The 24,243-nt window shown below is 36.1% G+C and carries 23 protein-coding genes; 4 read left to right on the top strand and 19 right to left on the bottom strand.

The window, feature by feature from the left end; all coding sequences use genetic code 11:
* Positions 1 to 225: 225 nt before the first annotated feature.
* Entirely contained in the window at positions 226 to 1,455 is a 1,230-nt protein-coding gene (locus ABXT51_RS04100) for a YbiU family protein (RefSeq protein WP_416696235.1), read from the top strand.
* Here ABXT51_RS04100 and ABXT51_RS04095 read toward each other — a convergent pair.
* The 7 genes from ABXT51_RS04095 to ABXT51_RS04065 all read right to left on the bottom strand — a co-directional run bounded on the left by ABXT51_RS04095 (position 1,409) and on the right by ABXT51_RS04065 (position 8,599).
* Positions 1,409 to 1,807, bottom strand: a complete 399-nt coding sequence (locus ABXT51_RS04095) for a hypothetical protein (RefSeq protein ID WP_416696234.1) — start codon at positions 1,805 to 1,807, stop codon at positions 1,409 to 1,411. The genes ABXT51_RS04100 and ABXT51_RS04095 overlap by 47 nt on opposite strands.
* Positions 1,808 to 1,855: 48 nt before the next feature.
* Positions 1,856 to 3,046 carry an AGE family epimerase/isomerase gene (locus ABXT51_RS04090; RefSeq protein ID WP_416696233.1) on the bottom strand — a complete coding sequence of 397 codons (1,191 nt, stop codon included), beginning with the start codon at positions 3,044 to 3,046 and terminating at the stop codon, positions 1,856 to 1,858.
* On the bottom strand, positions 3,043 to 4,512 hold the full coding sequence (locus ABXT51_RS04085) for an ATP-binding protein (RefSeq protein ID WP_416696232.1): 1,470 nt from the start codon (positions 4,510 to 4,512) through the stop codon (positions 3,043 to 3,045). Before ABXT51_RS04085 ends, ABXT51_RS04090 begins: the two co-directional genes overlap by 4 nt.
* 29 nt (positions 4,513 to 4,541) lie before the next feature.
* Entirely contained in the window at positions 4,542 to 5,207 is a 666-nt protein-coding gene (locus ABXT51_RS04080; protein ID WP_416653430.1) for a response regulator transcription factor, read from the bottom strand.
* A gap of 88 nt (positions 5,208 to 5,295) precedes the next feature.
* Positions 5,296 to 6,576, bottom strand: a complete 1,281-nt coding sequence (locus ABXT51_RS04075) for a Y-family DNA polymerase (RefSeq protein WP_416696231.1) — start codon at positions 6,574 to 6,576, stop codon at positions 5,296 to 5,298.
* Complete coding sequence (locus tag ABXT51_RS04070) at positions 6,569 to 7,150, bottom strand: LexA family protein (RefSeq protein WP_416653426.1); 582 nt, start codon at positions 7,148 to 7,150, stop codon at positions 6,569 to 6,571. The genes ABXT51_RS04075 and ABXT51_RS04070 overlap by 8 nt, the downstream gene beginning before the upstream one ends.
* A gap of 84 nt (positions 7,151 to 7,234) precedes the next feature.
* Positions 7,235 to 8,599: an 8-oxoguanine deaminase gene (locus ABXT51_RS04065; protein ID WP_416696230.1), complete on the bottom strand. Its 1,365-nt coding sequence runs from the start codon at positions 8,597 to 8,599 to the stop codon at positions 7,235 to 7,237.
* A 242-nt stretch (positions 8,600 to 8,841) separates the two neighbouring features.
* Here ABXT51_RS04065 and tatA point away from each other — a divergent pair, with 242 nt between their 5' ends.
* Genes tatA through tatC form a run of 3 tightly spaced genes read left to right on the top strand, consistent with a single transcriptional unit; the run spans position 8,842 to position 10,231 of the window.
* Complete coding sequence (tatA, locus tag ABXT51_RS04060; protein WP_416679406.1) at positions 8,842 to 9,054, top strand: twin-arginine translocase TatA/TatE family subunit; 213 nt, start codon at positions 8,842 to 8,844, stop codon at positions 9,052 to 9,054.
* Between the two features lie 23 nt (positions 9,055 to 9,077).
* Positions 9,078 to 9,374 carry a Sec-independent protein translocase protein TatB gene (tatB, locus tag ABXT51_RS04055; RefSeq protein WP_416696229.1) on the top strand — a complete coding sequence of 99 codons (297 nt, stop codon included), beginning with the start codon at positions 9,078 to 9,080 and terminating at the stop codon, positions 9,372 to 9,374.
* Positions 9,371 to 10,231: a twin-arginine translocase subunit TatC gene (tatC, locus tag ABXT51_RS04050; protein ID WP_416696228.1), complete on the top strand. Its 861-nt coding sequence runs from the start codon at positions 9,371 to 9,373 to the stop codon at positions 10,229 to 10,231. Before tatB ends, tatC begins: the two co-directional genes overlap by 4 nt.
* Before the next feature lie 5 nt (positions 10,232 to 10,236).
* Here tatC and ABXT51_RS04045 read toward each other — a convergent pair whose 3' ends face one another.
* The 12 genes from ABXT51_RS04045 to ABXT51_RS03990 form a co-directional block, all read right to left on the bottom strand.
* Positions 10,237 to 11,250: an adenosine deaminase gene (locus tag ABXT51_RS04045; RefSeq protein ID WP_416696227.1), complete on the bottom strand. Its 1,014-nt coding sequence runs from the start codon at positions 11,248 to 11,250 to the stop codon at positions 10,237 to 10,239.
* Positions 11,251 to 11,325: 75 nt separating this feature from the next.
* A complete protein-coding gene (locus ABXT51_RS04040; RefSeq protein WP_416696226.1) occupies positions 11,326 to 12,411 on the bottom strand; it encodes a BMP family ABC transporter substrate-binding protein in 1,086 nt (361 codons plus the stop codon).
* 70 nt (positions 12,412 to 12,481) lie between these two features.
* Positions 12,482 to 13,411, bottom strand: a complete 930-nt coding sequence (locus tag ABXT51_RS04035) for an ABC transporter permease (protein WP_416696225.1) — start codon at positions 13,409 to 13,411, stop codon at positions 12,482 to 12,484.
* A 5-nt stretch (positions 13,412 to 13,416) separates the two neighbouring features.
* Complete coding sequence (locus ABXT51_RS04030; protein WP_416696224.1) at positions 13,417 to 14,487, bottom strand: ABC transporter permease; 1,071 nt, start codon at positions 14,485 to 14,487, stop codon at positions 13,417 to 13,419.
* Positions 14,484 to 15,983, bottom strand: a complete 1,500-nt coding sequence (locus ABXT51_RS04025) for an ABC transporter ATP-binding protein (RefSeq protein WP_416696223.1) — start codon at positions 15,981 to 15,983, stop codon at positions 14,484 to 14,486. The genes ABXT51_RS04030 and ABXT51_RS04025 overlap by 4 nt, the downstream gene beginning before the upstream one ends.
* Positions 15,980 to 17,062, bottom strand: coding sequence for an XdhC family protein (locus ABXT51_RS04020; protein WP_416688233.1), 1,083 nt, complete (start codon positions 17,060 to 17,062; stop codon positions 15,980 to 15,982). The genes ABXT51_RS04025 and ABXT51_RS04020 overlap by 4 nt, the downstream gene beginning before the upstream one ends.
* Positions 17,063 to 17,068: 6 nt before the next feature.
* Positions 17,069 to 19,306: a xanthine dehydrogenase molybdopterin binding subunit gene (gene xdhB / locus ABXT51_RS04015; protein WP_416679385.1), complete on the bottom strand. Its 2,238-nt coding sequence runs from the start codon at positions 19,304 to 19,306 to the stop codon at positions 17,069 to 17,071.
* A gap of 96 nt (positions 19,307 to 19,402) precedes the next feature.
* Positions 19,403 to 20,881: a xanthine dehydrogenase small subunit gene (gene xdhA / locus ABXT51_RS04010; RefSeq protein ID WP_416696222.1), complete on the bottom strand. Its 1,479-nt coding sequence runs from the start codon at positions 20,879 to 20,881 to the stop codon at positions 19,403 to 19,405.
* Positions 20,881 to 21,225, bottom strand: a complete 345-nt coding sequence (gene uraH / locus ABXT51_RS04005) for a hydroxyisourate hydrolase (protein WP_416679382.1) — start codon at positions 21,223 to 21,225, stop codon at positions 20,881 to 20,883. Before uraH ends, xdhA begins: the two co-directional genes overlap by 1 nt.
* Positions 21,226 to 21,235: 10 nt before the next feature.
* Positions 21,236 to 22,549 (bottom strand): guanine deaminase, encoded by a 1,314-nt coding sequence (gene guaD / locus ABXT51_RS04000; protein WP_416696221.1) that lies wholly within the window; start codon positions 22,547 to 22,549, stop codon positions 21,236 to 21,238.
* Positions 22,546 to 23,724 carry a urate hydroxylase PuuD gene (locus tag ABXT51_RS03995; protein ID WP_416679377.1) on the bottom strand — a complete coding sequence of 393 codons (1,179 nt, stop codon included), beginning with the start codon at positions 23,722 to 23,724 and terminating at the stop codon, positions 22,546 to 22,548. Before ABXT51_RS03995 ends, guaD begins: the two co-directional genes overlap by 4 nt.
* A complete protein-coding gene (locus ABXT51_RS03990; RefSeq protein ID WP_416696220.1) occupies positions 23,721 to 24,242 on the bottom strand; it encodes an ureidoglycolate lyase in 522 nt (173 codons plus the stop codon). Before ABXT51_RS03990 ends, ABXT51_RS03995 begins: the two co-directional genes overlap by 4 nt.
* Position 24,243: the final 1 nt, after the last annotated feature.

The following is a 24,243-nucleotide window of genomic DNA, read 5'->3' as shown; positions in this document are numbered from 1 at the left end:
CAAAAAAAAATATTTAGAGTGTTGAATCAACACAAAAAATAGACCATAAATTCTAAATAACTTTTTGTTAAATATCTAGAACTAGACACGCACTATAGTTATCCTTTTTTTGAGTGTCAATCGTTTGATACAATTTGTAATACTTTGTTACAAAGAGAAATAATTAAATCAAAAATTTAATAAAATATATAGATATACTGTTACAAATATTTAATATGTAATATCATGATGGAACAAATTAAGCAGTCAATAATTACTAGTAAAAAACTTCTAATAGAACAATATAATGTCAAAAAAAGTTTCAATATCGCCCAATCAAATATTAAAAAAGAAGTTGATATTATTCTTGAGTTACAGCACAAAGAAATTCCAGTAATTCCAGAAATTGATTTTCAGTCGATTGTTAATGGAAATATTTCAAGCTCTGATATTGCAAACTTAAAACAAAGAGGATCTGTAATTATTCGTAATGTTTTTGATAAGCAGCAGGCAAGTGAATGGAATGATGAAATAGGTGAATATATTACATCTAATGATTACTTTACTAAGTCAATTGATAGACAAGGTATGGATAATTATTTTTCACAATTAAAGTCAGGAGCGCCACAAATCTTTGGACTTTATTGGTCAAGGCCTCAGATGCTTGCAAGACAATCCCAATCAATGGCAATTACTAAAAAATTCCTAAACTCAATGTGGGATGTCTCGAGCCCAAATGGAGATGAGTTTGATCCAAATAACGATTATATGTATGCTGATAGAATTCGTCGACGCGAGCCTGGCGATGAAACCTTAGGATTATCTCCCCATATTGATGGCGGCTCATTTGAACGTTGGACTGATCCAGCATTTCAAAAAGTATACCACTCTGTATTTAATGGCGAACTAGATTCTTATGACCCCTGGAAAGCAGCATTTAGAACTCACACAAAGGAATACAAATCTCCTGCAGTTTGTTCAATGTTTAGAACATTTCAAGGGTGGACTGCGCTTACTTCACAAGGGCCATCTGATGGAACTCTGTCTCTTATTCCAATTGCTAACAGTATGGGGTATCTTTTGTTACGTGCCTTACAAGATGACATCCCTTCTGATAATCTTTGTGATGCCACGCCAGGAAGACCGCTCTTAATATCATCCGATTATCACAAAGATCTATTATCTGGCTTGGTAACAATTCAGGAGGTGAATCCTGGAGATACAGTCTGGTGGCACCCTGATTTAACTCACTCAGTGGCTGATAAGCACACAGGAAAAGATTACTCAAATGTAATGTTTATAGGAGCTTCGCCAAAATGTGCTAAAAATTTAGACTATACAAAGCGACAAACTGAAAACTTTTTACTTGGCAAAAGTCCTCCTGATTTTGCTTCTGAAGACTACGAAGTAGACTTTAAAGGAAGGTTCTCTATTGATCAGTTGACTGACTTAGGTCGAACTCAAATGGCACTCTAGAGGAGTGATGATGTTTAATTGGCGAATCATCAGACAGATCAATTAAAAAACTGTACCAAGATAAATATTTTTTGCCTGCTTTACTGCCTAAACAAAAAACATAGCTACCCGTCATTAAAAAAATATTTCCAGGTAACTCCTTGGATATAGCATCTTCAACATTAATCTCTACAGAAGCACCTCCATTAAAAGCAACTTCAAAATAACCTTTGATCTCATTATTACTTGCTAAAAGTTTTGGTAGAAAGGTCGGTAAAAGAGTTGCATTATTATGATATAAGCTCAAAATGCCTTTCATATCAGCATTATTAAAACAGTCTGCCCATTGCTCAATTATATTTTCAGGTGTCATAAATATATAAATCTTAATAAATTAATTAAGTATTTTAAACAAGGTTTCTTAGATTATTTTTAAAATTTCGTAGCAAGCACCCATTGTGTGATAATCCGTTTTTCCGGCTGGACTTTTAAGGTCATCATATTTCTTATTATTTGAATCTAAAATGCGAAACCACGCGCCATATTTATGATCAATCATATGTTTCCAGCTGTAACTCCAGATTCGATCATACCACTCCCAATAATAATCATCGCCTGTTCGATTAGCTAATACTGCAGCTGCAGCGATAGACTCTGCTTGAACCCAAAAATATTTATCTTTATCACAAATATCTCCATTTGGTGAAAACCCATAAAATAAACCTTCTGACTCTGCATCCCAACCCATCTCAATTGCGTCATCAAACAATTCTTGTGCTCTAGGAAGCAACCAATCCTCTTTAACATACCTCTCAAGAATTAACAATAATTTTGCCCACTCGGTAAGATGACCAACTTGGAAGCCCCAAGGGCGAAATAGATCATCAGGACGATCTTTATTATAAACCCAGTTAATTTCCCAGTTACTGTCGTAATGTTCCCAAATTAAGCCTTCTGCGAGACTAGCTTGCCTAATACATATATTTTTTGCAATGATAAGCGCTCGATCTAAATATTTTTGACTACCTGTCGCTTCAAAAGCCATAATAAGGGCTTCACAGGAATGCATATTTGTATTTTGCCCACGATAACTAGAAACTACTTGCCAATCAGCAGAAATTTCATCAGAATAAAGTTCATGCTCTTTTGACCAAAAATGTTTTTCCATTACATCAAAAGTTTCATCAATGAAATCTTTGGCCTCTAAAATGCCCGCCCTAAGTGCGGTTGAATATGCGAGCAACACAAATGCGAAACCATAACAATAATTAGTAGAATCCTGAACGTCTTTTCCCTTTAGAATCCAAGCATAACTTCCAGTTTTTGTATTTAAATGAAACTGTCTTAAATATTCGATTCCATGCCTTATCACATCTTTATATTCATCATTATCAAGCTCAATTGAAGCCATTGAATAATTAAATATAAAACGGGTGCTGCTAACCAAGTGCCTTGTATCATAATCATAAACACTTCCATCATCACGAAAGTGCTGAAAAAAACCACCATTTTCATTATCAATACAACGAGGGTGATAAAACCTCATAATCGATTTAATATGACTAATTAAAAATTCTTTATCTTTAAATGTTGGATTACTCTTTAAATTCATAAATTGGGAAAGTAAATTTCGACAATTAGTCCGCCACCAGTGCGATCTTTAAGTTCAAGCTCACCGCCATGGATATTTGCAATATTACGAGCAATACCCATCCCTAAGCCAGAATGCTCATCATTGAGTTTATGCTCTAAGCGGTAATATGGCTTAAAGACATTTTCTTTATCTTTATCACTCAAGCCTGGCCCTCTATCTTTAATCTGAATAAAGATACCTGTTTTCTTTTTTTGACCGGTAACCTCAACTCCTTTGCCATAACTAAGTGCATTATTAATTAAATTTGAGAATAAGCGCTCAATAGCTAAAGCCCTTCCTTTCATGACAATGTTTTCTTTAATATTCATCTTAATAGGCAAGCCAAGGATTTCTTCTTTTTTTAAGATTGCAGTTAGCATAGTTGTAATGTTAACTTTACTAGTATTTTCATGTTCAGCGCCATCAGTCATAATTTGAAGGCTTCCTTTCACCATGGTTTCAAGGTAATCTAAGTCTCCAATTAAATCTTCTTTTATTGATCCATCTTCAATGCTTTCTACTCTAAGGCGTGCTCTAGTTAAAGGTGTTTTTAAGTCATGAGAGATTGCTGCAAATGATCGCTCTCTGTCAGCAATAAATTTTTGAATCCGCTTAGCCATAGAGTTAAAGGCGCGGATAGTAGCCACCATTTCTTTAGAACCAGTTTCATCAAGCTGTCTAGGAAATCGCCCTTTACCTAATAAATCTGCTTGATGGGCTAATAATTGAAGGGGAGATACGAGCCAACGAACAAATAAGAAGGTGATTAAAAGCATCGTAACCGAAACTGCTGCTGAGGTAAAAATACGCTCACCATTGATCCAGTCAAAACTGAGTAATAACTCTCCTTGTGGAATTATTGTTGCCAAATACATCCACTCATTTTGCTGTTTTAACCTAAATTGAATTATGGCAATGGGACTCTCTTCCCTCGGAGCAATCAGACCTAAGCTTTTCCATATTGGCGCAAGAGAGACTATTAATTGATTGTTGGTGAGACCCTCACCAGGACCATTAGGCGTTGTAATTTTAGTATTGCTAAAGCTTACAAATCTAATATTCAAATCTTCAACTTGACCAATTTGAGAATACAAAGTTTTTTCCAAGTTACTACGAACCAACTCTGAAAATTCAGAACTTGCAATTGAATTAGATTGGACATAGTCCTTATTGACAGAGACAAAAAATTCAGCGCCAAAATCTAAAAATGTGCCGCCATTTTGTCTCAGTTGAGTCAAGGTTTGTTGTCGGTATTGGTTTGGAAGTTTTTCAAAAAAACCAACTGCTTGAGCAATTTGTGAGCCTAAATTTTGAGAAACTTCAGTCATTTTTTCTTTTTCTGATGACTTTAGCTGTTCAACCCAAAGCCATGTTCCTAGCACCTGTGCTACAAGTATTCCAATAAATAGGACAGAAGTCATCCTGGCTACAACAGTTTTTGGCATCAAAGAACTTAAGGTAGAAGCTTTTATATTCAACTTTTTAAAAGGAGAACATACCCCTTGCCTCTTACGCTTTGAATGATTTCACCATCAAAGTGATTGCTAAGTTTATGACGCAGCCTACTTACAATTGTGTCGATTGATCGGTCCAATGGATCTATCTTCCTGCCATGAAGAAGTTCGCCTATTTCATCTCTACTTAAGACCTCACCTATCTGTTTATGAAAAACACAAAGTAGGTCAAACTCTGTTCCAGTTAAATCAAGCTGCTTACCATCTACAAATGCACTTCTTGCAGCAAAATTCATTACTATATGGTTATCTACATCTTCTTCCTTTACTTCCGAGCGTCTCAAGAGAGCCTTAATTCTTGCTAAAAGTTCTCTTGGGTTAAAGGGTTTACCCATATAGTCATCAGAGCCTAACTCTAAACCTAATATGCGATCTAAATCATCACTAGCGGCAGTAAGCATAATAATTGGAACGTTAGACTTTTGCCTCAATCTTCTACAAACTTCAAGGCCATCAATCCCGGGCAGACCAAGATCTAAAACCACTAAACTAAATTTTGATTCGTCACTTGCTAAGAAAGACTCTCCATCAGAAAAAGCTTCAACTTTAAATCCATTTTTTATTAAATATTGATCTAATAATTTAAGAATTTCTGGATCATCATCAATAATTGCAAGTTGTTTCATTCCTCAACATTATTCAGCAAAAAAAGGATTCATTATAGACAATGAGCATATTTATGCAATTTCAGTAAAAAAAAATGACCTTTGAGCCTTAAATTATTAATAATTCACTCCAGCTTGTTGTATACCTATTTGATCGAAAATTAGCTCTTGGGAGCCACCTATTATTGCCCACCTCACTGGCATACTTAACTGACTCATTAAATCTTTTATTAGCACTCTTTATAGCATTAGATTTTTGACGAGCTAATACCTGTGGTTGACTATTTTGAGTTATTGAAAAAAGATCTTGCTGTCGGTAGTTTTTGGTTAAGTTACTCAATACTACCCCTCCTTTATTAAAAGAATAACCAGGCTTATAGATAAGTCTTAATATTTGAGATGCCAATGGAATAATTTGCGATTCATCCTCAATGGCAATTGGCATTCCTACAGTTTTTGATAGATGCACGCAGGGTGTATTTTTTTTATGGGGATTGGTGTAAATAAAGACAGTCATAGTTGTCATTGCAAGCTTATGATTATTAAGCTTATTGACAGCCTTTCTAGTAAGAGCAGTTAAAGCTTGATTTAATTCATCAAAGTCGCTTAAATCAATACCAAAAGAGCGAGAGGAGACAATCTGCTGCCTTGTTGGAGGAATCAACTCGATAGGAATACACGATTTACCACGAAGCTCTTGATAAATCTTTTTTCCATTAACGCCTAAAAGAGTTTCAATAACGCCAATATCTGCCTGATAAAAGTCATAACTTGTATTAATTCCAATATGGTTAAGCTTTTTAGCGCTTTGTCTGCCTATTCCCCATAAATCACCTACTTCGACCGATTGCAGTAATTTGCAGTATCTTTCATGAGGAAGGTCATCTATATCAAAAACGCCATTAAATTTTGAATACTTTTTAGCAATGCGATTAGCAAGTTTTGCTAGAAGTTTAGTACTGCCCATACCAATACACACTGGAACCCCCGTCCAATTTTTAACTTGGACTCTTAGAGACTGCATGTGATCTATTAAATTAAGAGGGAGACCTGCTAAATCTATAAAACTCTCGTCAATAGAGTACACCTCTTGGATAGGAGAAAATTGACCAATAACCTTCATTACTCTAGACGACATATCTCCATACAAAGGATAGTTTGAAGACTTGACTACAACGCCCCTATTAGCAATCAAATTCCTTACTTTAAAGTAAGGAGCTCCCATTTTAATGCCTAGTGCTTTAGCCTCATTAGAACGAGCAATAATGCAGCCGTCATTATTAGAAAGAACAACGATTGGTTTGCCTTCTAGTTTTGGCTCAAAAACTCTTTCACAAGAAGCATAGAAGTTATTACAGTCGACTAACGCGAACTTAGCTCGGTTATTCATACTGATGTATAACTGATGTCACAACTCCCCATATAATAAGCTCGTCAGTACCTCCAATTTTGATGTCTTCAAAATCAGGGTTTTCAGCTTTAAGTGTTATGTTTCCTTTGTATTTATGTAGGCGCTTAACAGTGAACTCACCATCAACAACTGCAATAACTATCTTTCCACTTTTAGCGCTTAAAGATTTGTCAACGATTAGTATATCACCCTGCTGGATACCAGCACCTAGCATTGAGTCTCCTTGCGCTTTAACAAAGAAAGTAGCCTCTTTATGATGGATAAGATGTGTATTTAAATCAAGTGCATCCTCCAAATGATCATCTGCTGGAGATGGAAACCCTGCCTGCACTCGAGAGGTAAAAATTGGAATCGAAAGCTCCGTTGGATTGTCTTTAGTTAAAAAGACTTCTACCTTAGATTTAACTTGAGATTTATAAACTTCAATCGTAGGAATAAGCGAATCTACAAGACTTATAGGCACCCTAATAACCTTGGTCTCCTCTTTAAAGCTACCTGAGTTTTTTTTACGGCCAGCACCCTTTCGCGCGCCTCCATGACTGGGTATATTCATAACTAACTTGATTTATGTAACAATATTCAAGTTGGAATTATAAATTAACTAATAGTGCAAGTCAATAATGATATTAATAAAAAGTTATGCGTTAGCTAATTGACGTAATTTTTTTGCTGCACCGCTATGGCGACTGATTAATTCAGACTCATCTTTTCCAATAATCTTTCCATCTACAACCTTCCACTGACCCGCAATCATAACCCTATCTGATTTTTGAGCACCACAAAGAAGTAAAGCAGCTAAAGAGTCATGACTACCCGAGAATCTTAGCTCATCCAGCTTAAATAATGCCATGTCCGCCTGCTTACCAATCGAAATCTCACCAATATCATTTCTACCTAAAAGTGCTGCTGAACCTTTGGTTGCCCAATCATATGCCTTTTGATGGGTAATCTTTGAAGCGCCATAACGTAAGCGCTGCAAGTACATTGCTTGTCTGAGTTCAGCAATCATATTGGATCCATCATTAGATGCAGAGCCATCAACGCCAAGTCCAATAATAGAGCCAGCCTCTTCAAGTTCAAGACTATGGCAAATACCAGAAGCCAGCATCATATTAGAGCTCGGACAGTGACAAATACCAACTCCAGATTGACCTAGTTTCTTTATCTCTTCTTTATTAAAGTGTATGCCATGAGCTAGCCAGGTACGATCTGATAACCACCCTACACTTTCAAGGTAATCTACCGTCCTTAAGCCGAACTTCTCTAAACAAAAATTTTCCTCATCTATCGTCTCTGCTAGGTGCGTGTGCAAACGAACGTCATAATGCTGTGCAAGCGCTGCAGTCTCTATCATCAGGTCAGTAGTCACAGAGAAAGGTGAGCAAGGAGCTAGCGCAATCTGAGTCATTGCGCCTTCTTGACTGTCGTGATATGTTTTAATTAGTCGCTCACTATCACTTAGTATCTGCTCTTTAGTTTGAACAACAGATTGCGGTGGAAGGCCACCATCTTTTTCTCCAAGACTCATAGAGCCTCTCGTTAAAACAACACGCATACCGAGCTTTTGAGCCTCTTCAGCCTGTATATCTATAGCATTTTCAAGTTGGCTTGGAAACAAGTAATGATGATCACTCGCGGTAGTGCAGCCAGAAAGAAGAAGTTCAGACAGAGCGAGCTCCGTTGAAACAGCGAGCATCTCTGGTTGAATATGTGCCCAGACCTTATAGAGACTCTTGAGCCATGGAAAAAGCTCTTTATTTAGAGCCTCAGGATAAGCGCGAGTAAGGGTTTGATAAAAGTGATGATGCGTATTAATCAATCCAGGAAGAACAACACTATCACTAGCATCATAGATTTCATCAAAACTCGACACAGGTGAGCCCCCTAAAGGAACTAATTCAATAATTTTTTGATCTTTAATGACAACCCCGCCATCACTATTTTCTGCAAAAATAGCCAAGGGATTTTTAATCCAAATTGAAGTTTGATTAATGCTAGTCATTTCAACGCTAGATGCTTAATAATTTCTTGATGATACACAATGAAATGAAGAGTTCTATTGAAAATGAAGACAATAATAAAGGTATTCTTAACTTTAAGAAAAAGGTAACTTTAAAGTGTAAAATACCTATGACTCTGTTTATCAAGGGCACAGATTGAAAATATGTCTATATAAACAATCAAAGAATCTGTAACTATTGTTAGAAAATAAACATAGCTTTATTAATTATTTAGGAGAAAAATATGGGAATGCCAGGACCATTCGAACTGATTATTATTTTAGTTATTGTGTTACTCATTTTTGGCGGCAAACGTCTTAAAAATATTGGTAATGAAGTTGGAGGCGCAATTAAAGGCTTCAAGTCATCTATGAAAGATACTGATGCTGAAAAGAAAGAAGATATTATTGAAGCTAAAGTTGAAGCTGATGATGAAAGCTCTGACAAAAAATCCTAAAAACCAGTTTTTTATGAAGCGATATGTTTGATTTTGGTTTCTGGGAGATTGCCATTATTGGCGTTATTACGCTTATCGTAGTGGGCCCTGAAAGATTGCCTGCACTGGCAAGAAAAGCTGGCCTATTTGCGGGCAAACTTAATAAGTTCCTCAGCAAAGTTAAAGCAGATATAAACGAAGAGCTAAAGACAGATGAGCTTAAAGAGCACCTTTCTATGGATGATGAAAAATCAATAATCTCTGACATTACCAATGAAGCCAAATCAAGTGCTGACCTTTTTAATCAAAATGATGCTCAGCAGGATGATTCAAAGTTATGACTATAGATAATGAGGCATCTGAAAAACTACCCTTAGTCCAACATTTAATTGAACTTAGGCGATCACTTCTTCATTCAGTTACTGCAATAGTTATTTTTTTCTTAATATTATTCCCATTTGCTGATGAAATATACACCTTCATAGCGGCGCCAATTGTTCAAGCAATACCAGGCTCCAATCTAATTGCAATTGGTGTAATCTCTCCTTTTTTAACGCCCTTAAAGATGTCATTGATACTGGCCATCTATATTGCAATGCCCTACTTGCTGTATCAGCTATGGATGTTTATAGCCCCAGCGCTCTATCGCAATGAGAAAAGGCTAGTGCTGCCTTTGGTCATCTCATCAACAATACTATTTTATGTTGGCCTTCTGTTCTCTTTTTATATTGTATTTCCAGTTATATTTAACTTCTTAGCGAGTGTTGGCCCTGAATCAGTTAACTTTGCCCCTGATATTCAGTACTATCTTGATTTTATCTTGAAAGTCTCATTCGCCTTTGGAGCTGCCTTTGAAGTCCCAATTGTGACAATCCTTCTTATTGTTTTTGGAGCGACTACTGCTGAAAAACTCAAAAAAAATCGCCCTTACATCTTCATTGGCGCCTTTGTAGTTGGAATGGTATTAACTCCTCCAGATATGATCTCGCAATTTCTAATTGCAATCCCTATTTGGCTCCTATTTGAAGCTGGCTTATTTTTTTCCTCTTTCTTTAAAGTCCGTAAAAATAATACAGAGAAGAGTACTATAAGAAATCAATCCAAGGACTGGTCTGATAAGTCACATAATGAGATGATGGATGATATTGAAATTGAGATGAACAGCAAAGTAATTGGTAAGGAAGAAAAAGATAACTAGTATTACTAATCAGAAATATACGTTTGCAACAAGTTAGAAAGCTCTTTCTTTCGACTATCTTCAGCAAAACTTGCATCAATACTATTGTTAATAAGGCTAATTGCCTGGTCTCTTGAAAGCTCTAGACTGTCATAAAGTGCAAGGAAATTTTCTGTCATGTACCCTCCAAAGTAAGAAGGGTCATCTGAGTTAACCGTTACGCACACTCCTAAGTCAAGCATATCAAGTATTGTATGGCTTGCCATATTATCAAAAACTCTAAGCTTTACATTTGATAGTGGGCAGATAGTTAAGGGCATTTGAGACTCAATCAAACGAAGCATTAGGTCAGGATCATCGATTGCTCTTATCCCATGATCAATTCTTTGAACATTTAAAACGTCCAAAGAGCTCCAAATATAACTAGCGGGACCCTCTTCCCCTGCATGGGCAACTAATTTATAACCCATACCTTTTGCTTTGGTGAAAACATTAATAAATTTTTCCGGTGGGTTTCCCATCTCCGCGCTATCTAAACCAACACCATAAATAACATCGGTAAATTGCTCTGAAGATTTTAAAGTTTCAATTGCACTTTCCTCGCTAAGGTGTCTTAAGAAACACATAATCAATCTAGAGGTTATACCAAGCTTCCCCTTTCCATCAGCTAGCGCCTCTGCAATGCCGCTTACTATAGTTTCAAAAGGAACGCCTCTTACAGTGTGCGTTTGAGGGTCAAAAAACGGCTCTATATGCATCACATTCTGCTGCTTACACATCAATAAGTAAGCCCATGTCAGGTCATAAAAATCTTGCTTATGGAGCAAAACCTCAGCGCCCTGATAATAAATATCTAGAAAATCTTGAAGATTTGAAAATTGATATGCTTTTTTTACCTCGTTGACACTATTAAAAGGCAATTGGATTGAATTTCTCTTTGCCAGCTTAAATAATAGTTCTGGCTCCAATGTACCTTCTATATGAAGATGAAGTTCAATTTTTGGAAGACCATTCAGCCACTTGTGAGAAATCTCTGACATAATTTTTTTCTAAAAAAAATCGCACCCTAAGCAAAGCCTAGGACGCGATTAGTAATATTACTTAATAAACCTTTATTAGTTAGGGTACTTAGCGTCAATACCTTCTACATAAAAGTCCATTGTAAGTAGGTCAGGAAAGTTAGGTGGAGTTTCACCTTCTGCTAACCATGCACTACCATCTTGCTTATTAATTGGACCTGTAAATGGATGAATCGCGCCCATTGACAAATCAATAATTGCTTTTGAAGCCTCATTTCTAACTTCAAAAGGCATTGAATTATTCATAGGGGCAAACTTAACCATTCCTGAATCAACTCCATGGAAGACATCAGTTGAAGTCCAAGTGCCATCTTTAACAGCCTGAACACGCTCTAAGTAGTAAGGACCCCAATCATCAATAATTCCAGTTAATTGAGCATTTTTACCCCACTCACGCATGTTTGAAGCTTGGCCAAAAGCATAGACACCTTTCTCTTCAGCAACTGTCATAGGAGCAGTTGAATCAGTATGTTGCATTAGAATGTCCGCACCTTGAGCTATAAGAGCATTGGCAGCATCAGCTTCTTTACCTGGATCGTACCAAGAATAAACCCAAACGATCTTGATTTCAATATCAGGATTTACCGACTTAGCAGCTAGATAGGCAGAGTTAATTCCTCTGATTACTTCAGGGATTGGAAAAGATGCAATATAACCAATAACATTAGTCTCTGTCATTCTTCCAGCAATCTTACCAATGACGTGTCTACCTTCATAAAATCTCGCAGAATAAGTAGAAATATTATCAGTAGGACGCATATAGCCCGTTGCGTGTTCAAATTTAACATCTGGATAACGCGCCGCAACCTTTACTGTTGGGTTCATGTAACCAAATGATGTTGTAAAAATAATATCATTTTTTCTGGCAAGACTCGTAATAACACGCTCTGAATCTGAGTTTTCCTCAACACTCTCAACAGTAGTAATGATTACGTCATCGCCCATCATTTCTTTTACGTATTTTGCGCCTTGATCATGTGCAAAAGTCCACCCATGGTCTCCTGTTGGGCCAATATATACAAAAGCAGCTTTAACAGGATCAGCATAAACATTACTAGTAAATGCTAAAACTACACTTAATATCGAGAGCTTCACAACACTCGACAAACTTCGATTAGACATACTTATTCTCCTTTAAGTTATTTAACAATTTTCTTACTTTTTTACTTCTTACAAAACTTTATTCATCAAACTAAGTTGTTGAATGAAATATTCTACCCAAACAATTAGGAACTGTGCGATTTGTTTTATTTTTTAATCTCATCCTAAGACTAACAAGAATAACAATGGTTGCTAAGTAAGGAAGCATTGATAGATATTGCGCACTCACATTGATGTTTAATCCTTGAGCATGAATCTGCAGAATAGTTATTCCTCCAAATAAAATTGCTCCAAATATAATCCTAAAGGGCTGCCATGAAGCGAAGACAACAAGACCTAAAGCGATCCAACCTCTTCCAGCAGTCATGCCTTCTCCCCATATAGGAACTTGAACGAGTGATAAAAATGCACCTCCAATTCCAGCCATAGCACCGCCAAATAAAATAGCCATCACTCTGTATCGAACAACGTTATGACCAATAGCATGGGCCGCATCATGATTGTCACCAATGGCGCGTAATATTAAACCCTGCTTAGTCCTAAATAAAAACCACCAAACCAAGTAAACCATAAAAAATGACAAATAAACGAGAGGATTAAACGAAAAAAGTAAAGGTCCTAAATAAGGAATATCAGATAAATATGGAATTGGAACTGCCGTGATGAGTTGAATTGTTTCCTCTGTATAACCTCTTCCTGCAAAAGCAGCAAAACCCAAGCCAAAAAGAGTTAGAGCAAGCCCAGTTGCAACCTGATTTGTAAGCAAAAATTGAGTCAAAAAAGCAAAAATGGATGCTATGGCCATCCCCCCAAGCATTGCAGCAAGAACAGCTAAATAAGGGTTTTGAGTATGAGACATAACAACAAAGCCTAGGAGCGCTCCAACAATCATCATGCCTTCAACTCCTAAGTTTAGAACACCTGAGCGCTCTACTAATAATTCACCAATAGCTGCAAAAATAAGAGGCACTGAGGCAATACTTATTCCAATAATGATGTTAATAAATAGACTTTCATTCATAATCTTTAGTTTTTAGTTTTAAAAAGTACAACTTTATATTTAATTAATATATCGCAAGCCAAGAAGTAAAACAAAAGCATGCCTTGAAAAATTTGCGTTATCGAGCTTGGTAAATTGTATTCAATTTGCACATTTTCACCGCCAACATAACTAAGCGCAATTAGTAGCGCTGAAAATAAAACTCCAATAGGATGGAGTCTAGCCAAGAATGCGACAATGATTGCAGTAAAGCCATAAAATGCGGGCAATCCCGGAGTTAGCTGCCCAGCAGGGCCGGCCGCCTCAAAGAGTCCTGCAAGACCTGCAAGTCCGCCCGATATAAGCAGTGAATACCAAACAGTTTTATTGTCATCAAATCCAGCAAATTTTGCAGCACGAGGTGCACTACCTGAAATTTTTATTTGCATACCAAACATATGCTTTTTAATTCCAAACCAAGCAACAAGTGAGAGAATAATTGCGACAATCAAGCCAATATGCAATCGAGTCCCTTCCCAAATTATAGGCAGCATAGCGCTATCATGAAAAATCCTACTTTCTGGAAAATTAAAGCCCGATGGGTTTCGAAGCGGTCCTTGAAGCATTGCACTTAAAAACAAAACGGCAACATAGGTCAACATTAAAGTTACTAGGATTTCATTGACCTGGTACTTAATTCGAAGAAAGGCTGCAATGCCCGCATAAAACATACCTCCTAGAATACCCGCTATCGTCATCAATGGAAGCAACCAAAAAGCCTCAACATTATAAAAATATAACCCTACGGCGCTGCCTGCAATTCCTCCCATAACGAATTGGCCTTCTGCACCAATATTCCAAATACCCGCTCTAAATCCAATTGACAAGCCAAGACCGATAATCATCAAAGGTGCTGCCTTAACGAGCAGCTCTGAAAAATAGTAAGAATCAATTAAAGGCTCTACAAATAAGGTGAAGAAGACGCTTGAGACTGGAATATCAACCAAAACAAAAATAAATATTAAATAAGCAGATAGAGCAGTAAGCGTTAGAGCCAATAGAGGTGATAACAGAACCATTGCTGTAGAATTCTCAACTCTTGGAATAAGTCTAATCATTGGGTTTTTCCTCCAACCATGAGCTGAGAAATCTTCTCTAACCCTTTACTCTTCATGTCCACAGCATCAGAAAGCTTTCCTTCAGATAGGACATGGATTTTGTCACACAAACTTAATATTTCATCTAAATCCTGAGAGATAATCAATATAGCTGAGCCTTTATTAGCCAATTCAATCAAAGCCTGATGAATATTGTTAGCAGAGCCCGCATCGACCCCCCAAGTAGGCTGAGCAACAATTAATAATTCTGGATTTTGAATAAGCTCTCTTCCAACCATAAACTTTTGTAGGTTTCCTCCAGAAAGCGATTTGGCTAACATTTTGCTCGAAGGTGTTTGCACATCAAAGGTATCGATAACATTTTTTGAATGAGTTGCAACTTTTTTCCAGTCAATGACATCATTGCTCGTCATTTCAGTTGAATCTGGTCTACTTAGTAGCATATTTTCATCTAACGACATATCTGGAACTGCGCCGTGCCCAAGTCTCTCTTCAGGAACAAAGAACATAGAGAGCTGTCTTCTTTCATGCGAGTTTAGAGTGCCAATATCTTGACCATTAAAATTCAAAGTTGTTTTGGGTGACGAAATTTCACCAATAAGCAGCTCCATTAACTCATCTTGGCCATTTCCAGCAACGCCTGCTATACCAACAATACTCCCCTTGTTGATTTTTAAAGCGATATTGTCAAGATTAACTCCATAAATATCATCACTCTTTCGACTTAAATTATCGATTGAGAAAATATTTTCACCAAAAGCTATATTGGCTCTGGCGAGTTCGGTTAGTTTTTTTCCAATCATCATTTCCGCAAGTTCTTTTTGGCTGTGCTCCTGAGGTATACAGCTTTGAACTAATTTACCATCTCTTAAGATTGTTGCTTCACTGCATATTTCACGGACTTCTTCAAGCTTATGAGAAATATATAAGATAGCGCATCCATCTGCTGCAAGTTTTTTAAGAGTTACAAATAGATCAGATACTTCTTGAGGCGTCAAGACTGAAGTAGGCTCATCCATAATAAGTAACTTTGGGTTTTGCATTAGGCAGCGAATAATTTCAACGCGTTGGCGCGCACCAACCGACAGATCACCAACAACTTGTTGTGGGTTAATATCTAAGCCATATTGCTTTGAGTACTTAATTATTTGCTCAGAAAAATTATCATTTAGACCTACACTATCAAGTCCGAGAATTATATTTTCTTCAACAGTTAACGATTCAAACAGTGAAAAATGTTGAAAGACCATTGCTATTCCATTTTCTCGAGCTTGAAAAGGGCTTTTAGGACTATATTCATTATTAGCCCACTTCATTTCACCACTATCTGGTGATAACGAGCCATATATAATTTTAACTAGAGTTGACTTGCCAGCACCATTTTCACCAAGCAAAGCATGGATACTTGAATCCTTAATTCTAAGCGAAACATTATCATTAGCCTTTAAATCTCCATAAGACTTAGTAATATTGGATACTTCTAATTGATATTTCATACAGATTCAGGATGTCTTTTATGTTCTATAAAGTTAATTAAATCCATTGCAATAGTTACGGCAATTGCAGCAGGTGATTTTAAGAATTTTTGCTTATCTCCTATTGGACAGATAAATTTATTAATCACTTCCTCAGAAAAATTCTTTTGATGAAAACGATCTCTAAATTTTTTCCCCTTAATTTCTGAACCAATCATACCCAAATAACTGAAGTTATTTTGAGTAATCATTTTTTCACAAATCTCGAAATCAATTTGATGGCTGTATGTAATTACAAGACAATAGCTACTGTCTGGCAAGTCAGGAATGCTCTGAACAAAGTCATCACAAATAATATCTATTTGAGATGTATCTCCTTGATATTTATCAAATTGTTCTGCTCTATCATCAACCCAATAAATCTTAATAGGTAGGTTAATTAAAATTGGCATCAGAGCTCTTGAAATATGTCCAGCTCCAAAAATGACTACTGGCTGAACTTCGCTAGTCAAGACTTTTTCAAAGCAAACTTCAGTTAAAGCGCCTGACTGATTTTCAAATTGCACTATAGTAGGACTATCAGAAAGTAACAAAAGATCTTTAGCGCTTTTTGTAATCAAGCTAGAGATTTTTTTGTCATCAATATTTGGAGATAAATTACCATCTAGGTAGACAAATTTTTTACTGCTAAATTCAATTTCAGAGTTACTATCTACAATTGTAGCAACTATAAAATCTTCATTATCTTGAAGTAAGTTTGATACTGTTTCGATCCATGAATTTGTTGCGTCAGACTGAATAAAACTTTCAAACATGACATTTACATAGCCTCCACAACACTGCCCAAGTGAGGCGCCAAGAGGATATTTTTTTAAATAAGTACCATTAGAATTAAGACTTAATAATTCTTCGGCAAAAGATAAGGCTTTAAATTCTAAATTACCACCACCAATACTGCCAAAAACTGACTCAGCTCCAGAGAAGACAATCTTATCTCCATTAGAGCAAGGGGTTGAGCCCTTAGTTGAAATAATTGTTAACAATACAAAGCCATTATTTAAAGCACTTGCCGTCTTAACTGGCTTCAACCAACTATTCATAACCTATTACTTAAGACTCTTATTGAGATTAAAGAATACTTGCTCAAAAGTTGCAGGAGCATTTAGGCCAGTTTGCATTTCATTATCTGCATTATAAATAGCATTTTTTATCGCAAGCCAAGCTGATATTGCGAGCATCAGAGGAGGCTCTCCAACTGCTTTAGATTTATGAATTGTATTTTCATGATTAGAAATATTAGGCTTAATTTTGACCTCAAAATGCTCAGGCGTATCTCCGATTGCAGGGATTTTATAGGTCGATGCGCCCATCGTTAAAAGTGCCCCAGAATCATTCCATTTGAGCTCCTCAGAGCAGAGCCAGCCCATACCCTGAATATATCCTCCAACTATTTGCCCCATATCAATTGCTGGGTTAAGTGATGCGCCAACATCATGCAAAATATCAACTGCTAACAACTTATACTCACCAGTCAAACAATCAACTACAACTTCACTAACGCAGGCACCATATGAATAATAGTAAAAAGGATGGCCTTTTTGTTTAACAGCATCAAAGAAAATTTTTGGTGTTTTATAAAAACCATTACTAAAAAGTTCTACTCGATTTAAATATGCTGTTGACACAAATTCATCAAACGCTATCTTTTTCTTACCAATAATAACAAAAGAGTCTTTAAACTCAATATCACTATTACCTTCGCCATAGAAATCTTTCGCAAAAGTAGTTAAATTTCTCTTAATTCTTAAGCATGCCTCTCTGGCAGCCATACCATTTAAATCTGAACCAGAAGATGCTGCAGTTGGTGATGTATTTGGAACTTTAGCAGTAGAAGTAGCTGAGACCTTTACTCGCTCTAGATTAACACCAAACTCATTAGCAACAACCTGCGCAACTTTAATAAATAGGCCTTGGCCCATTTCAGTCCCTCCATGATTAATATATATACTTCCATCTTTATATACATTTACCAATGCGCCGGCTTGATTTAATAATTGAGTAGTAAAAGAAATGCCAAATTTCACAGGAGAAAATGCCAATCCTTTTTTAAGATATTTACTTGTTTTATTAAACTTTTCAATATTTTTTCTTCTAACTAAGTAATTACTGTCTTCTATAAGTTCACTAGAGAGCTCATTAATAATATTATCTTCGACAACTTGATCGTAAGGCGTTACGTTATTTGTATCCTTTTGATAATAATTTAATTTTCTAATTTCAAGAGCATCAACACCAATATTCATGGCTATTTCTTCAATAATATTTTCTATAGCAAGCATCCCTTGAGGTCCACCAAAGCCTCTAAATGCTGTGTTTGAAGCGGTATTTGTTTTGCATAAAAAACCCCTAAAAGTAGCATTTGGCAAAAAATATGTATTATCAGCATGGAATAAAGCTCTAGAAACTATTGCTTTAGATAAATCAAGTGAGTAGCCACATCTTGCTGCAAGATCTATCTCAATCCCCAAAATTTTCCCATCACCACTATAGCCAACTTTATAGTCTGCCTTGAAATCATGCCTCTTTCCAGTGAGCAACATATCATCTTTTCTAGAGAGCCGAGCCTTTATAGGAAGTTTAGTTTGCTTTGCAAATATAGCGCAAACACACGCAAGTTGAGATGAATCTGTCTCCTTGCCACCAAAGCCGCCACCCATTCTCCGAGTAATTACTTCGATTGCATTTTGAGGAACATCTAAAACATGCGCAACTAGATGTTGGACTTCTGTAGGGTTTTGAGTCGAAGAATGAACTACCATCTCGTTGTCCTCTGTTGGAATTGCCAGAGCAACCTGTCCCTCAAGATAATAATGCTCTTGACCGCCAATAGATAGACTTCCATTTAGCTTATTTTTTGATGAATCTATAGCTTTATTTGAATCTCCTATAGAGACTTCTAGTGGTTCATCAAGAAAGCTTTTTTTAGCCATTGCCTGATCAATAGTAACAATAGCCTCTAGCTCCGTTACATTTGAGGTGATTAAGAGCGCAGCTGTTCTTGCATTCTCATGACTATCTGCTAAGACAGCAGCAATTGCTTGGCCAAAGAATAAAACCTCTTTATCAGCCAAAATAGGCTCGTCATGTTTAATCGCTCCTATATATAGATTTTCTATATCTTTTGCCAGGAGAATACTATGAACACCGTCAGCTTTTAGAGCATCTGTAATATCAATCTTATTTATTTTTCCACGCGCAACATTACTTAACGCAAATGCAACATGAAGAGTGCCTTTTGGGACCGGCATGTCATCAATATAAGTTGCACTTCCCTGGACATGCATATGAGCACTATCGTGAGCAATTGAGTCGCCAATTATTGAGCCCTTAAGTTGAGCAGAATTTTTTATATTTTTATTAATTTTTGCTTACTCCTTGAATTAACTTGATTGTGAATATTCTGCAAGATTTTCAACTGGCTGATCTTGATACATCAATATAGTTTTTTTAATTAAGTTTGCAGATACTTGTAATCGGTATTCTGAAGTTGCTCTGACATCAGTAAATGGAGAAAATTCTTCTTTCAAAACCTTATAAGATAATGCAGCTATGTTGTCTTCTTGCCAATTCTTTAATAAAAAATTTTCAAGTATATTTGATCTTTGAGGTATTCCTGACATCCCTCCAAAGGCGATCTTAAATGATTCTGGTTTATTGTTTGTGGACGTAATATTTATTGCCATGCATACAGCTGAAATATCATCCTCGTATCTTTTAGACATTTTATGAGTAATAAGACGCTGATTTTCATTAGGCTTTGGAATGATAATACTTTCAATAAATTCACCTTGCTGAATAACAGTTTTTTTATAGGTAATAAAAAAATCTTCTAAATTAATAGTTCTGCTAACAGGGCCTTTTCTGAGCTTTAATTTTGCATCTAAAGCAATTAAGACTGGGGGCATATCTCCTATAGGTGAAGCATTAGCAATGTTGCCTCCAATAGTCGCCCAATTCTTTATGGGTAAAGAGGCAAAGCGTTGCAAAAAAGGACCTAAGTCAGGCCAGTTACTTATAAGACTAGAGGCGGCATCCTCATAACTTACAGCAGCTCCAATCTCTAATTCTTTAGCGTTATCTTTAATCTCCTTTAATTCAATAACTTGATTAACGCTAACGATATGTGAAAACTCTTTCATTGATTGAGTAATCTCTAGGCTGAGATCAGTTCCTGCGGCAATAATATTTGCTGAAGTGCTATTAATTAGAACATTAGAGAGCTCATTTATCGTTGAGGGAGCATCATATTTAATTGTTTTATTACTCTTTTTATAACTTAAACTTATGTGCTTAGGATTATTTAATTCTCCTAAAATCTTAGTAATATTCTTCTGATTTTTTTTATAGTAGTCTAAGGGTTCGTCACTTTTCTCATTAAACATTGAAAATGCAGCTGCAATTATTGGTTTATAGCCAGTGCACCTGCACAAGTTACCGGATAGAGTTTCGTTTATTTGATGCAGATCTACTGAGTTTTTATTTTGATATAAGGCAAATAACGACATAACAAAGCCAGGCGTGCAAAAGCCACACTGTGAACCGTTTTCTAGCACCATTGCTTTTTGAGAAGGATGCAGCTTGCCCTCCTCAGCCAACCCCTCAACAGTAACTAAATGTTTGCCAGCTAGTCCATAAGCCAATGCCATGCATGTATTTATACTTTTATACTCAACCTTACTAGACTTATTATTAGTAACAATCTCACCAATAACTGCAGTACAAGCGCCGCAATCTCCAGAAGCGCAGCCCTCCTTAGTTCCAACAAGCTGATTATTTCTTAACCACTCTAGGACAGTAGTATTTGGATTTATTGCGCCAAGATCTGTTGGCGTAGAGTTTTGATTCAGCAAAAAATACATTAGCTTCCTCGATAGGTTGAATAACTATAAGGGGAAATTAAAAGAGGTACATGGTAGTTTTCACTCTTTTCACTAATATAGAAACGAATAATGACATCTTTTAAAAAAGGGCACTTAATATTTTTAGCTTCATAATAATCATCCACTATGAATTCAAGCTCATAACAACCCTCATCAAATTCTTCTTCTGACAACAAAGGTTTATCACAGCGGCCATCTAAGTTCGTTTTTATTGATTTAAGATGTACTGAATTTGTACCATCTCTTCGATATAAATTTATCGCTACACCACTTGCAGGAACTCCTGCAGAGGTATCTAATATATGTGTTGTAAGTTGTCCCATTATGCCTTCCTTATTTTTGGTAAATATTTTGACCTAAAATATAAACCTCTTTAATTAGTCTATCATCACCTAAAGTCATTAAATTAAATAATATATCGTTAATATCATCTGAGGTTTCGAGTTTATTTTTTATTAATTCTGTTGCCTTTAAATCAATAACAATAAAGTCTGCCTCCTTATTACGCTCAAAGTTACCAATACGATTATCCATATCAAGTACTTTCGCTGCAGCTAGAGTTGTCAGATAAAAAGCTTTAACAGGATCTAAATTATAATTATTTAGTCGACATATTTTGTAAGCTTCATTCATTACCTGAAACATTGAAAAGCTGTCACCGCCGCCAACATCTGATGCAAGTGCAGTACCTATTCCAAAAGCCTCTAATTTATCAAGTTCAAATAGACCGCTACCAAGGAATAGATTGGATCTTGGACATAGCGCTACCTTAGAACCTGAATCAGCAATACGTTTATATTCTTCATCAGTATTATAAATACAATGACCAAAAACTGAATTAGGTCCTGATAGATTGAAATTATCATAGACATCAAAGTAGTTTTTTGAGTCTGGAAAAAGCTCCTTTACCCAGCCAATTTCATCAATATTTTCATTAAGATGAGTTTGCAAAAGAACGCCTTTATTTCCATTATTATCTGAATACTCTTCTAATAAATTAGCAGCCTGTACTAATTGCTCAGAAGAAGATGTAGGAGCAAATCTAGGCGTAACGGCGTAACTCATTCGCCCTCTATTGTGCCATTTTTCAATAAGCTCTTTCGAATCAAAATAACTACCATCCACACTATCACAAAGAGCCTCTGGTGCATTTCTATCCATCATAACTTTACCGGCCACCATCCTAAGCTTCAACTTTTCTGCTGCCGTAAAAAAAATATCTACAGATTGTTTGTGTGAGGTACAAAAAGTCATTGCTGTTGTAGTACCATTTTTAATAAGCTCATCAAGAAACAAATCTGCAACCTTAGCGGCATAAGTCTCATCTGAAAACTTTTGCTCTTCAATAAATGTATACTTATTAAGCCAGTCTATAAGGCTTGCTCCATAGGAGGCTATAACTTTATATTGAGGATAATGCACATGAGTGTCAATGAAGCCAGGCATTATTAAACTATCCTTAAAGTGAGTAGATGACTTAGCGTTTGGCCACTTTGAAGAAATTTGATTGAAGTCTCCAACCTCAATGATACTTCCAGAATCATTATCAACAACCATAAGGCCATCAACAAAATAGTTTGGCTCTAGCACCCCATTACTTTCAGTGCAGTGGTAAATTGCTCCTCGATAATGGTTGTATTCGCTCACTGATTTGCCTCAATCCAAATCCCTAATTTCGCTCTCTCTTCATCGGTCATATTTGTATTGTTAATTAAGGGCATTGCTTTAGATAAAACAGACTGCTGATATATCTGATTCTTATGGGCAATAATTTTTTCTTTAGTATCCAACATAATCCCATTAGGCGCAATCGCAAAGGCTTTGTTTGAAGGCTCCGCAGCATGACAACTCACGCAATGTTTTTCAATGATGGCTTGGGCCTCAGCAATAGTTACGATCTCTTGGCTATTATCTTGCATCTTAATTGGTGATGGCGCTAGAGCATAAATCAAGGCAAAGGTTGAGATAACTATAATGGCGATTAGACTATTTTTAGCTTTACCAACTCCTCTTAAATTAAAGTAGTGGCGAACCATTACCAAAATCCCAATAACAGCCATTAATATTAACCAGCCATAATCTCCGCTATAAATTGTAGGGTAATGGCCACTTATCATCATAAATAAAACGGGTAAGGTAAAGTAATTGTTATGACGAGAGCGGAGATAACCTATTTTTCCCAGCTCTAAACTAACTTCAGTAGAGTTTTCACAAGCATCAACTAATTTTTTTTGAACTGGAATAATTACAAAGAAAACATTAGCAACCATTACCGTTCCAATCATTGAGCCAATTTGCATATAAACTGCTCTAGGATTAAAAATATTGCTATAAAAATATGCAAACAATGCAATTACTATAAAAATAATAGCTAAAAAAATTGCGGATTTAGTTACCAACTTTGACTTACATAAAAGATCATAGATAAGCCAAAAAAGTATCAACCCTAAGAGACTTAAACCAACGCCATATAATGCAGATATTGAGCTATTGGAAGCTAACAGATAAGTGCTAGCATTAAAATAATAGATAACTGAAAGCAGTGAAATTCCAGAAAGCCAAGTAACGTAAGCTTCCCACTTAAACCAGTGCAAAGGTTCTGGAAGGGTTTGAGGATATTTCTTATATTTTTCTAAATGATAAAAGCCGCCGCCGTGAACTGCCCATAAGTTGCCAGCTATCTCGTCTCTATTATTTAATCGGTCAAGTTTATTTTCAAGCCAATTAAAATAAAAGGAAGCACCAATCCAGGCTATGCCTGCAATTATATGGAGTAATTTCAAAACTAGACTGAGCCAGTCCATTAGATATATTTGCATCATAAGCTGAGCTCCACATAAATACTAACATCTTCAATTTTACTAACATTGCACTGCTTCATACTGTCTTTGTCACTATTGTATTTCCTATCTATCACAACGAATTGAGCGTTATCTTTTAAACTAATTAAAGGAAAGTGCCAAACTCCTCTTGAATAACTAATACCTTGATCACCATCAGTAATAAAAGCCTTAATATTTTCAATTACAGGTTCCTGTGATGGAGGCGCGACAACAACTATAAATGGCGTGTTATTTTTTGGAATAAATGTCTGACTAAAAAAAGGATGATTCTCGAGCATAGTAATTTGAAGAGGAAACTGCCTCTTCTTAGCAACAAAAATATGGACACTTGTTTCCCCCTCTGCCTCCTTAGTATCTAATTTTACAATATCAGGAAACTTGGATGCAAAACCATCATTAATAGTAATAGATTCTTTATTTTCAGCACTAAACACTTCGCCAAATAGTTGAAAATTATCTACAGTTAGAACCTCAGGAGTTAGTTTTAAAGTATTCATA

Source organism: Candidatus Pseudothioglobus sp. Uisw_050_01, from assembly GCF_048085775.1.
Taxonomy (GTDB): domain Bacteria; phylum Pseudomonadota; class Gammaproteobacteria; order PS1; family Pseudothioglobaceae; genus Pseudothioglobus.
This window is presented reverse-complemented; position numbering and strand designations above follow the sequence as displayed.